The following is a 13,251-nucleotide window of genomic DNA, read 5'->3' on the forward strand; positions in this document are numbered from 1 at the left end:
ATTTACAAAATATCACCATAATCGAAAACTTCCATTACTTCTGTCTATTTTTTAAATATTTTAATACATTAGTTTTTATATTAAAAGTGAACAGTAAGATTGCTCAATTTGGAATTAATGGAAAAAATTTCGATACAAATAAATAATTAAACTAATAAATATAAATAATTAAAAATAATTATGTTAATAAGTATTTTCAAAATAATTTGAAGTTTCAACGAGTATTATAGTTAAATATAGTGCTTCAGATAACAATTTATAAAGATCGTAATATAATCAGCATAAGTAGATTATTTATTAATCATTTTTATTAAAGATAAAGTATTTATTGATATTCGCCATGATAAAAATTTTAACACTAGTAAAAATATAAGATTACTTTTAAACCAACCTTTATAAAATATAATCTCTCCAAACCCAAGAACCAACTAATCTCACTAGTCACTACCTGAATCAGGAGACACTGCCAAATAATCGTACGAAATAAAAATATAATATAGCAATTATTAGACTACTCATCTACATTGCAATATATGAATAAGTTACTAACAACTAGAAAAATATCATTTATTAATCAATTATTATTTTTTTTGAAAGCATTAAAATGATTTGCATTAATCATGCATGCACGACACAATTTCAGAATTGTATATTGTGTTAGAAACAGAAGATGAACTTAAAAAATTATAAAACAATTTATCAACTATCTTAAAGAAGAGCTTTATTTTGAAGCTTACTTTTCTTTCAGAACGACATATTTTTTCTTCAACGAAGAAAATCTTAATTAGCAAGAGATCTCAATCCTGTCCAAGATTCTTGGATACACTCTGGATGATAATAACCTGGCCTTTATAAACCTAACTTAATGAAATTTTAAACAGCAATCTGAGGCTTGCTTATTTTGATTCTTTATCTTGATAAAAATCTTCGTTATTTTTAGAGTTTTAATTACATCAGTAAAAAAATCAACATTGCTTATACTTTTATTAGTAAATATATTCTTTTTTTTATCTTTTCTAAAGACCAATAATGAAAAAGAGAAAATATTGTTTGAAATGGCATCATAATAACACATCTTCCGCCACCAGCACACACCAGCATATCAATTTTTATTGCTCTCTCATTTAATGAAGATTCAAATTTCTTTAAAATATTTAAATTCTTCAAGAAGTAAACTACATTATCTAGCATTTAGGGACAACAATCATATTACCTCTCTAAAATATACTTTACTAGTACGTAACAATATCCCTCTGCTCTTTAAAAAATTCCATAAAAGTTTTAAAAACTCCTTGTAAAGTATTATTTTTGTGTTGGTAAATTAACGATATCTAGAACAGATCATTTTTACTAAAAAATAAAGTGTTAATATTAAGTATTTTTTTTAAAAAAAATAGATTAACATCTTTAGGCATGAGTTAAAAAGCTGGCATGAACAAATCCTGTTAACAAAACAAATACATCAAAATAACAAAATCCCCTAAAGAAGGGGTACTAGTTCAGCTTCTTTGGATATTTGACTATGGTTTTTCTGTAAAAAAATTTTTTCTAAAAAATAAAAGAGCTAGACTGATCGTTAAAACGTACTATAAGTAAGCTTAGACTTTGTAAGAAATTGCACAAGAACTAATTTACATTATTACACGACTTTCAGTAGAATGCTCAATGCAGGTAAATCAATATACTAATAATCAAAGAGTTGATCTCAATCAATTGCTTAAATTGGCGGAGAGAGAGGGATTCGAACCCTCGATAGAGCTTTCTTTTTGCCCCATACTCCCTTAGCAGGGGAGCGCCTTCAGCCAACTCGGCCATCTCTCCATTAATTTTCCTTTTGTACTTAAAACTTCTTCGTTGGGTATTTATAAAGTCAATAATTTTTGAATTGAGTTTCCAGAAGCCTCCATAGGGCACGAATAATAACACTCCTCTCAAGAGAAATAAAACGAGCTATTTTTTCACTCTTACAATTTAAGATTTTAATTAGACATGCAACGGATAGAAAAACATACATCCTGTGAAACAAAATAACAGGATAAAAAGTGGAACGACAAACAACCAAGATATACTTTCTAGAAGATACGTAGTAGCATTTAATCAAATTCAGAAGTTTTTTCAATATCATCTTTAGCGTGTGGCTTCGCTAATTTTTCCTGTTTAATCCTCTCATAAATTTCTTCGCGGTGCACAGAAACTTCTTTTGGTGCTTCAATTCCAATGCGAACTTGGTTACCTTTCACACCAAGTACAGTTACTTTAACGTCATCTCCAATAATCACTGATTCACTAATACGTCTTGTTAGTATTAACATCTTCCTCTCCTTCTTTAGAGAAATCCTTACCTGAAAGCTTTTTAGGCAGAATCTCCTTATCTTTAATTTTAGTATAATGAAGAGCCTAAGCTCCTCTCTCTTCGAGAGAATTTAAAATAATATCGAAATTCCCTGATAAATCAATACATTTTTAACTAACAATCGAGATTAAAGGCTGAATGAAGTGTCCGGGCTCCTACTTCCAGGTACTTCTCATCAATAACAGCAGAAATTTTAATCTCAGTAGCTGTGATTAAGTAAATATGAATCCCTTCCTGCCCTAAGGCACTAAACATTCGGGAAGCGATACCTGCATGGGAACGCATACCCACACCTATTAAAGAGATCTTAGCAACCGTACTATTAGTAAGTACGCCCCGAGCACCAAGCTCTTCTGCTACTGTTTGCATGATAGGATAAGCTTTTACATAATCATCCCGCTGTAAAGTAAAGCTAAAATCAATCTTTGTATCCACGCTAGAAACATTTTGAATGATCATGTCCACTTCAATATCTGCCTTCCCAATAAGCCCAAGAATGTAACTAGCTAGTCCAGGTTTTTCTGGAATCCCTTGCAAGGTTACTTTTGCTTGATGTCTTTCAAAAGCAATACCTGATACAAGCGGCTGTTCGATACAATCTCTTTCATAAGTAATTAAGGTTCCCAGTCCTTTTCGTAGACTAGACAATACGCGAATAGGAACTTGATATTTTCCCGCAAATTCAAGAGATCTATTTTGAAGTACTTTAGCACCTAGGCTGGACATTTCCATTACTTCCTCGAAAGTAATCTTTGAAATTCGCCTCGCAGCGGAAACGACTTTAGGATCACTGGTATAAACTCCATCGACATCTGTAAAAATTTGACACTCGTCTGCTTGCAAAGCGGCAGCTAAAGCAACAGCAGTAAGATCAGAGCCTCCTCGGCCTAAAGTAGTAATCTCACCCATTTCACTAATTCCTTGGAATCCAGCTACTACGGGTGTGAGCCCTGCTTTTAAATCAGCCAATAAAATCTGAGGATCAATGTCAATAATTCGAGCCTTTTGGTGTTCGTTAGTAGTCCGTAAACGGATTTGCGCAGCGGTATAAGAATGAGCGGGACAATTTCGAATCTCTAATGCCATACTAAGTAGAGCAGCTGACATTTGCTCACCCGTTGATATTAATGCATCATACTCACGCAAATTAGTGTCAGAAATGGAACGAGCTAATTTAATCAACCGGTCTGTTTCACCGTACATTGCAGAAACAACTACAACTACTGTATGTCCTTGCTGACGTGCTTCCGAAACAATATGAGCAGCATTGTGTATTTTATTAATGTCTGCAACAGAACCACCCCCAAATTTTTGAACAATTAAAGCCACATTGAGGACTCCAATTTAATTTTAGCAGTTTTCAGGAACATACTTGTTAATATCTTTACCTGTTTTTCTTAATTTTTCTTTTACCCATTCGTATACTGAGTTTAGGGCTTTATTCAATTGTTTTGGTGAATCTCCTCCTCCTTGAGCTATATCAGGACGACGCCCTCCCCCTCGTCCTCCAATTTGTATGGCCACAAACATTAATAATTCTGTGGCATTAAAATAATCTAAGAAATTTTTTGTAATCCCCGAAATCAGACGGACTCGGTTTTTTTCTACTATCGCAAGTACTATAGCTGCTTTTTTAAGTTTTTGCTTCAATTCATCAACCATACTACATAAAGTATCGTGATCTACTGGTTCTATTTTTGATGTTAAAACCTTTGCCCCTTGAATATCGACTGCCTCATTCATCAAATATGAAATCTGCTGTAAGGCCATTTGTCGTTTTAATTTTATTAACTCTTTTTCTCTATTACAATTTTCTTTTAAAATTTTATTTATCTTTAAAATCAATTGATTTTTATTTGTTTTTAATAAATTACTTAAAGTTTCTAACTGCTCTTCTTCAGTTTCAACATAAGATAAAGCTGTTTGACCAGTAATCGCTTCAATACGACGAATACCTGCAGCACAACCTGATTCAGAAACAATTTTGAATAAACCAATTTCTCCAGTTTGTTTGATATGAGTACCACCACAAATTTCGATAGAAAAATCCCCTATTTGTAAAACACGAACTCTTTTTTGATATCGTTCACCAAAAAGGGCTAACGCTCCTAATTTTTTTGCCTCCTCAAGTGTCATGACATTGACACGAGAACTCAAATTAGCTTGAATTTGCTTATTCACTACTTTTTCTACAGCTTGTAATTCCTGACGGATCATGGGACGCGAGTGAGAAAAATCAAATCTTAAACGGTTGGCTTCCACAAGAGAACCCTTCTGTATGATATGACTACCTAATACACGTCGTAAACCTTCATGTAACAAGTGGGTAGCTGAGTGATTTCGCATAATATTGAAACGTGAATTATCTACTTTTGCTTTTACTGTGTCTTTAAGATGCAAAGTTCCTTTAACAATTTCACCAATATGCCAATAAAGAGTACCCTCTTTTTTAGTATCTTTAACACGGAAACTCCCGAATTTAAAAAATAAATAACCCTGATCTCCTACTTGCCCACCGGATTCAGCATAAAAAGGAGTTCGATCAAGTATGACAACTCCTTTTTTTCCTTCATTTAAGAGAGTGACTGGTTTATTATCTTCTAAAAGCATAATTATAGAGGCTTCTGCATTTAAAGTCTCATAACCTATAAATTCGGTTTTACCGCTAATGTGTATTTTTTGAGTGTAATCAAAAGTAAATTGTTGAGCTCGTTGAGATTGTTCTCGTTGGCAGTTCATTGCTTTCTTAAATCCAGCATAATCCATCATAAAATTACGTTCTTTAGCAATCTCTGCCGTTAAGTCCGGAGGAAAACCGTAAGTGTCATATAATTGAAAAATCACCTCGCCAGGAATTTCTCGATGAGATAATTTAGCCATTTTTTGATCTAAAATTTTAAGACCTTTTAATAATGTTCGGGAAAATTGTATTTCTTCCTGAAAAATCAGTTGTTCAATAATAGGCTGAGTTCTATAAAGTTCGGGATAAGTATCGCCCATCACTTTTGTTAATGGAGTGACTAACTGATAAAAAAAGTTGGTTTGTTGTCCCAGTTTATAACCATGACGAACGGCGCGACGAATAATACGACGCAAAACATACCCCCTTCCTTCGTTAGAAGGAATAACACCATCCGCAATAAGAAAAGCAGCCGAACGAATATGGTCCACAATTACTCGCATGGAGGTATTCTGAAAATCTTCATTACCAATCAACACTCCTAAGGTCTTTAAAAGATATTGGAATAATTCAATATCATAATTATCATGAACCCTTTGCATCACTGCTGCAATACGCTCAAGTCCCATTCCAGTATCAACATAAGGTTTAGTTAAAAGATTTAATTTACCACTTAACTCTATATTATATTGCATAAATACTAAATTCCAAATCTCCACATAACGATCTCCATCTCCGTTGAGACTACCCGGTAGCCCTCCCGATACGGTAGGTCCGTGATCATAAAATATTTCTGTACAAGGACCGCAAGGTCCACTATTTCCCATTTGCCAAAAATTTTCTTTTTTGCCACATCGAGAAAAACGCTGGGGATTAATTTTTATTTCTTTCAGCCAAATAGCTTCACTTTCAGGATCATTTCGAAAGACGGTAATCCATAAACGTTCTTTTGGTAACTCTAGAACTTCCGTTAAAAAGCTCCAGGCATAGTTAATTGCTTCCCGTTTAAAATAATCTCCAAAACTAAAATTTCCAAGCATTTCAAAAAAAGTATGATGGCGGGAAGTATACCCCACATTTTCCAAATCATTGTGCTTTCCTCCAGCTCGTATGCACTTCTGTATAGAAACAGCACGCTGATAAGGACGCGTATCAATACCCAAAAATACATCTTTGAATTGGACCATTCCAGCATTCGTAAATAAAAGAGTCGGGTCATTTTTATTGATTAATGAACTACTTGGAAGAACTTCATGATCTAATTTTTTAAAATATTCAATAAAAATTTGACGTAATTGATTGCTATTCATGTAATTTAACATTGTTGTATCCAATGATAGATGTATTATGATTTAAAACCTCGTTGTATTAAAAAAGGAGCAACCAATAAGAACTGTTGCTTAGCGAAATTTAAATTTTGCTCCTAATATTTTTAAAATTGAGATACCGTGCTTTCCATAAAATATTTCATCATGAAGAAGATATTACCCACAACCAATAATTTTTTTATTCCCTAATGTTTACATTCTACTTTAGATTCTACGACTATATGAGTAATAAACCCTGCGGTGATCAATATCTTGCATATATCTAAACTTTAGATAAAGATATTATCAAAATCTTTAACAGCTAAATAATATTATTAAAGTTTCCAATGCTAAAAGTTTATAACCCTTATTTAGTTTATAATTTTTATTTAGAAGTTTTTACTTTTATTCCAACTACTAATTGGTTGGCGTGGCGTCTTACCATTAAAGAAATAGTGCATTCACGAAATTGCATCATTCTGTCATGGTACTTTTTTCACTATTGTGCTTAATTTTTGCTTGAATAATAATTCTTCTCTCGTAAAAAAGTTTCAATTTTTTTAAAACTTTTTAATTTTCAATTTAAAATTTTTAAATATTTTCCCTTCTATAATGGGTTCACCATTAATAGCTATATTAAGCACCTGCTTTTTTACAATAAATTCATTTTTAACAATCACAGGCAGCTCGATTAATTCACTGTCGCATACAATACTTAGCCAATATATAAGTATTAAATTTCACTTAACGAAACCTAGTGCTGCTACTTTATTTTTGAAGATTTTGAGTTAAGTTTTATTACTCATAATGAATTTCTTTACATTATTAAATCGATCCAATATGACAAATATCTAATCATATTGAAAAATTAAATTTTAATACCTTTCTATCCATAGTAGTTTACGAAAGTACTAAAAAATGACACCCATTTAAATTCGTATTTGATTAATAAATATTATCCTAATGTTATTGGATTTCTTGATATTACTACTAAGTTTACATAATACTTATAATATTCACTAGGGGTCTCCCCCCCTGGGGTTTTCCCATATCAAACTCACCCATATCTCCTTCAATTTCAGCCTCAGGTATTTTAAAACAGTTACTGAAATCAACCATCACGAAATATCAACCGCAACCGGAGGCAAAAAAAACTATAGTATATCAGTGATTTTTAAAACTTGCTTTCTAGTATTGGGTTAAAATATTAATCAATCACCAACATTAGTACCCAATATTTGAGGATAGAATGCATACATCTAGAAAAAGCATATTCAACATCTAAAAAAAGACAGCTATACCACCTCTTTCTTGGTAAGAAGCGATTATTTAAAGAACTATTAAAATCATTTTTCTGGAACCCTCTTGAAAACGATATATTTTTATGAGACCTCTTACGAGGTAAGACTACCTACGCCCAATATAATATCTAAACTAAGTGAGCCTCTGAAAATGACATTGATATTCTTTAAACAATATCAGTATTACTCAACCGAATAACTGAGCTCTTAGCAAATTTTACTGCTTAATTTTAAGGTAAGGCAAAGTAACACCGCCTTAACGCTTTTTTTCTTAGGATTATCTATTCTCTCTTCTTATATAAAAAATTTAAAATAATAGATTTACAATACTTACACTATGAAGTGCAAATAAAATTCTCCCAAAAAAAATGCTGTAAATATTTATTCCATAAATAAATTTCTTAAATATATTGTATCCTTTTTGTATCCTTTAATTAGTAACAGATTTAAGCAAAGATTTTAATCCATAAGCAATTGCCGAATCCCGAACGTGTTTACGTCCGCTTTCAAAATGAGCTTTGTAACATTCTACTTTACCCGTTTTTTCTGCAATTCCAAACCAAACGATCCCTACAGATTTATCAGAAATTCCTCCGCTAGGCCCTGCAATACCAGTAATGCTTAAAGCGATATCAGCATGACTTCGTTTCAAAACTCTTACAGCCATTTCCCATGCTACTGTTTTATTTACCACACCCTCCCGTTTTATTAATTGTGGGTCTATTTCTAAAAGTTCTTCTTTTGCACTGTTAGTATAGGTAATAAATCCACAGTCAAACCAAGAAGAACTTCCTGGAACACAGGTAATAACTTGACAAAATCCACCTCCTGTACAAGATTCTGCCACTGCTAATTTCATTTTTTTTTCTTTTAAAATTAATCCGAGTTGACGGCTTAAAAGATAATTATTAATGTCCACTAGTAGAGTAGCTCCATGGTAAAGATAATTTAGAAAATTTTAAAAATCATAACAATACCTCTTGAGTATCGCCAGCACTTTTACTAAGCTTTCAAAAACATGGAGACTCGAATAAAAACAAAACTTTCTTATCAAGAAGATTTCAAGAAACATACCCCAATGATGCAGCAATATTGGGACATCAAAAAAGAATATCCAGATCTTTTAGTTTTTTACCGCATGGGTGATTTTTACGAATTATTTTATGAAGATGCTCAAAAAGCCTCTAAATTATTAAATATTACTTTAACTACTCGTGGGAGTCAGTCCGGGAGAGGGCAAGCTATTCCTATGGCTGGGGTCCCTTATCATTCCGTAGACAATTATTTAACTAAATTAATTCGTCTTGGCGAATCAGTAGTTATTTGCGAACAAATAAGCGGCGATCCAATTACCAGTAAAGGGCCTGTGACTCGTGAAGTAACCCGAATTATTACTCCAGGTACCGTGAGTGACGAAATTTTACTAGAGGAACATCGAGATAATACTTTAATGGTACTCCACCAAAAAAAAAACATTTTCGGCATTGCTACTTTGGATATCACCAGTGGTCGATTTTTAATTCAAGAGGTTACTACCAAAACCGAACTTCTTGCAGAAATTGAACGTATTTCTCCTGCTGAATTATTAATCAATGAAGACATACAAATCGAATTACTTAGAGTAGAAATCAAACATCGTCCTCCTTGGGAATTTAACCGTGACACTGCAACAATGCTCTTATGTCAACAATTTCAAACTCAAAGTTTAGATGGTTTTGGGGTAACACATTTACCTGTTGCCATTGGTGCCGCTGGTTGTTTATTACAGTATGCAAAATATACTCAAAGAACAGCTTTACCCCACATTCATTCCATTCACACTGAACAAAACGAAGAATCCATTCTCATGGATGCAAGTACACGTCGTAATCTTGAATTAATTAAGAACTTACGGAATGAAGAAATTCATTCCCTTGCTTGGGTGTTAGATCGAACAGCGACTCCAATGGGCCGTCGATTATTGAGACGATGGATAAATCGTCCTCTACGTAATCAAGCTCTATTGCAAAAAAGACAGAGCGCGATTTTAGTTATTTTGAAAAACAAATTGTATTCTAAACTTTGGGAAAATATACGTTTTGTTGGAGACTTAGAAAGAATTATTGCCCGAGTAGCTTTACGTTCGGTACGGCCTCGAGATTTAATGCAATTACGGCAGGCGTTAAGTGTACTACCAACTTTACATCAACAATTAATTTTCTTGTCGGCAAGTGAATTATTACAGCAAATTCAAAATAAATTGGGTCATTTTGATGATTTATTTAAATTATTACAAGACGCAATAGTAGAAAATCCTCCTGTTGTTATGCGTGATGGGGGGGTTATTGCACAAAGTTTTGATTCAATTTTAGATGAGCTGCGTAATCTAAGCAGCAGTACTCATCAATTCTTATTAGACTTAGAACAACGTGAACGCGAGCGAACAAAAATAAACACTCTAAAAGTGGGTTATAATCGAATTTACGGATATTACATTGAAATTTCACGGACACAAGCAAAAGATACACCTCCTGAATATATTCGCCGCCAAAGATTAAAAAATGTGGAGCGATATATCACCCTCGAATTAAAAAATTTTGAAGAAAAAGTATTGAGTAGTCGCTCTCAAGCGTTAGCTCGAGAAAAAGAATTGTATGAGCAATTATTAGATGTATTAATTAAACAATTAATCCCGTTACGACAATGCGCAACAGCCATTTCTGAATTAGATGTATTAAATAATTTAGCAGAACGTGCGGACACTCTTCATTATTGCGCTCCACAATTTTGTGACGAGCCCATCATTCATATTGAAGAAAGCCGCCATCCTGTACTGGAAAATATAACTAATCCATTTATACCAAATGATACTCGCCTTGATGACAAAAGACGAATGTTAATAATTACAGGTCCAAATATGGGTGGCAAATCTACTTATATGAGACAAACTGCTTTGATTGTATTACTCGCGCATATTGGCAGCTTTGTACCTGCAAAAAGTTGTCGTGTGGGCCCAATTGATCGCATTTTTACACGTATCGGTGCTTCAGATGATCTCGCCAATGGACGATCAACCTTCATGGTCGAAATGACGGAAACAGCAGCTATTTTGCATAATGCTACTGAGCGAAGCCTAGTGTTGATGGACGAAGTAGGGCGAGGTACGAGTACATTCGATGGTCTTTCACTCGCTTATGCATGTGCCTCTTATATAGCTACAAAATTAAAAGCTTTCACTTTATTTGCTACACATTATTTTGAATTAACCAAACTATCTGAAATGTTTCCCACAATCAGAAATGTTCATTTAGATGCCGTAGAACATGAAGAAAAAATTATTTTTTTACATGCTCTTAAGGAGGGTCCTGCCAGTAAAAGTTATGGGTTACATGTTGCTCAATTAGCTGGAGTGCCTCGAAGTGTCATTGATCAGGCACGTCAAAAATTAGAAGAACTTGAAAATCCAACTCAAACAACAAAGCATTTAATGCCAAAACAAAACGCACTCGTTTTATCTGAGAATTCTCTGTCAATGGCAATAAATAAAATTAATCCTGATGATCTAACACCCAAACAAGCCTTGGAAATTCTGTATTATTTAATTGAGCTTCAACAAAAATTATGAAATATTTTTATCCTGATATTGCTATCATTATTCCCGCTTATAATGAACAATCCAGTATTCGCACTATTGTTGAATCTGTTATTTGTTTTACTGATAAAGTGATCGTAGTTGATGATGGAAGCACAGATCAAACGGTAATGAAATTAGAAGATTTACCTGTTGCACTTCTTAGAAATTCTACTAATCAAGGTAAGGGTGCCAGCTTAATGCGTAGTTTTCGTCATTTGCAAGAATTAAACGTCCATGCCGCTATTTGTATGGACGCTGATACTCAACATGATCCTCATGATATTCCTAAATTCATTCAAGCAATGAAGGAATACCCCAACCATATTATTATTGGTGCGCGAACTTATAATACAGAAAATGCTCCTAAAGCTCGGCGACGTGCAAACCTGATTGCTGATTTTTTTATTTCCTGGGCTGCCGGACATCGTATTATTGATACTCAATCGGGTTATCGTCTTTATCCTTGTGAGTTTCTCTATCAATCTCTACATAGTCTACGTTCTCAACGATTTGCTTTTGAAAGCGAAATGTTAATTCAAGCTAGTCGTCGAGGTTACCTACCTATCTCCATTCCGATTTATTCTCATTATCCTAAAAATTCTCGCCCTAGCCATTATAAGCCACTAATTGATACTATCAAAATCACTTGTATGATAATATGGAAACTTATAACCCATGGATTTTGTTTGCCAGGTTTATGGCGTACACTAATAAAAGCTCACACAATCACCGATTTTAAAAAAGAGAATTAAATGTTTAACTAAAAGATAGACTCTTTGGAAAGAGAGCCTAAAATTAATCCATAGCCTCTTATATGAAATCACTATCAGAGTTTTACTTCTTCAAAATAACCAATTAACAAAGAAAACATCTGAAAACCCTCTATCTTTTTATTTTTTACCCAGTTATGGGAATAATATGACTTTGATACGGTAAACAAACCACTATTATCAGATTAACAGGTTGACTAATTTATATAGTATTTTAAATATTATTTTATATTTTAACTCTCCTTTTAGGAGTTTTATTAGCAACCGTTATCGTTATATTGATTTCCAAAAAACCATTTTATAGAGAGACTGATTATTTATACTTGTCTATCTTCTCATAGCACTCTCCCAAACCAGTAAGTAGGTTTTTTATTAGATTAGCTTTTACTGATTGTGACTAATAGTCTTTTAAAACTCAATGTATTTAATATTATTGGAAGAACTCTGTATGAAAATAAACGATCTCAGTCACAATAGTAGTTTCAGTCTTTTTATATCGGAATAAATATGGGTTCATTAATCTTCCCATTTTCATAGGTGCTGTACTGCATTATTACAGCTAAGATCCCGATCTCTTTTTGGCTATAAAAGAGTAATAAATTATTGACATGCTTACTTCCTACTTTAAAAGTAAATATTTAGGTAATTATTAAGTAATTTCAGGACTCTTCCTACACAAAGCTTTATTAAAAGCTTCTCAGCTAAAATTAAATTTAAAATTATATTATATTTAGGCAATATAGCAAGTATTACTCTTATTTAACTTTGTTTTAATTTTTAAAGTTTAACTAACATAGTTATATGTGAATACCTAGTTATTAGGTTAATAAGATTTTTTTAATCTTCTTGAGCGTAGTTTATTTCTTTCTCAAAATAGAGAAAACAAGATGAACAACATAATACAATGACTACAAGCCTTCTTAATTTCCATTTCTATTGGCTTTTGGGCTCTTCTCCCTACAATCAAACCTTTTAAATCTATTTTCTCCTTCACCGATCGTAATATAAATATCTACTTCCTTAGGTGTAAAATTATTTTAAAATTTACCCAATTTTTAAATCCATTTTTGATTATTGTTTTGATTCCACTGTTAACTCGTTTATATATTAGTCTTAACAAAAAAATCAAACCTTTGATATCTAATAAATTTTTATTAGATATTTTATCCGTTGCATTAGAGTTTTTATTGCTAGTTTTATTTATATAATTATATAATTTTTTACTAA

Annotated in this window: 9 protein-coding genes and 1 tRNA gene; 2 read left to right on the plus strand and 8 right to left on the minus strand. The window is 32.7% G+C overall.

Annotation, left to right across the window (positions count from 1 at the left end; all coding sequences use genetic code 11):
• Nucleotides 1–975: 975 nt before the first annotated feature.
• The 7 genes from CLERM_RS01650 to CLERM_RS01675 form a co-directional block, all read right to left on the minus strand.
• Nucleotides 976–1,191 carry a hypothetical protein gene (locus CLERM_RS01650; protein ID WP_102156867.1) on the minus strand — a complete coding sequence of 72 codons (216 nt, stop codon included), beginning with the start codon at nt 1,189–1,191 and terminating at the stop codon, nt 976–978.
• 532 nt (nt 1,192–1,723) lie between these two features.
• Nucleotides 1,724–1,821 (minus strand) — tRNA-Ser (locus CLERM_RS01655).
• A 272-nt stretch (nt 1,822–2,093) separates the two neighbouring features.
• Nucleotides 2,094–2,312, minus strand: coding sequence for a carbon storage regulator CsrA (gene csrA / locus CLERM_RS01660; protein ID WP_102156868.1), 219 nt, complete (start codon nt 2,310–2,312; stop codon nt 2,094–2,096).
• Nucleotides 2,313–2,467: 155 nt separating this feature from the next.
• On the minus strand, nt 2,468–3,682 hold the full coding sequence (locus CLERM_RS01665) for an aspartate kinase (protein ID WP_102156869.1): 1,215 nt from the start codon (nt 3,680–3,682) through the stop codon (nt 2,468–2,470).
• A gap of 21 nt (nt 3,683–3,703) precedes the next feature.
• A complete protein-coding gene (gene alaS / locus CLERM_RS01670) occupies nt 3,704–6,343 on the minus strand; it encodes an alanine--tRNA ligase (RefSeq protein WP_102156873.1) in 2,640 nt (879 codons plus the stop codon).
• Nucleotides 6,344–7,336: 993 nt separating this feature from the next.
• Nucleotides 7,337–7,459: a hypothetical protein gene (locus tag CLERM_RS04115; RefSeq protein WP_256385312.1), complete on the minus strand. Its 123-nt coding sequence runs from the start codon at nt 7,457–7,459 to the stop codon at nt 7,337–7,339.
• Between the two features lie 612 nt (nt 7,460–8,071).
• Entirely contained in the window at nt 8,072–8,560 is a 489-nt protein-coding gene (locus tag CLERM_RS01675; protein WP_102156870.1) for a CinA family protein, read from the minus strand.
• A 99-nt stretch (nt 8,561–8,659) separates the two neighbouring features.
• On the opposite strand from CLERM_RS01675, the gene mutS reads away from it, so the two are divergent.
• Both mutS and CLERM_RS01685 read left to right on the plus strand, forming a co-directional pair.
• Complete coding sequence (gene mutS, locus CLERM_RS01680; RefSeq protein ID WP_102156871.1) at nt 8,660–11,245, plus strand: DNA mismatch repair protein MutS; 2,586 nt, start codon at nt 8,660–8,662, stop codon at nt 11,243–11,245.
• Entirely contained in the window at nt 11,242–12,006 is a 765-nt protein-coding gene (locus CLERM_RS01685) for a glycosyltransferase family 2 protein (protein ID WP_102156872.1), read from the plus strand. Before mutS ends, CLERM_RS01685 begins: the two co-directional genes overlap by 4 nt.
• A gap of 1,030 nt (nt 12,007–13,036) precedes the next feature.
• Here the strand turns inward: CLERM_RS01685 and CLERM_RS04000 are convergent.
• The coding region (locus CLERM_RS04000) for a hypothetical protein (RefSeq protein ID WP_206602230.1) at nt 13,037–13,251 on the minus strand (215 nt) is incomplete at its 5' end.

Origin of the sequence: Coxiella-like endosymbiont (assembly GCF_002871095.1) — a bacterium.
Classification (GTDB): Bacteria; Pseudomonadota; Gammaproteobacteria; order Coxiellales; family Coxiellaceae; genus Coxiella.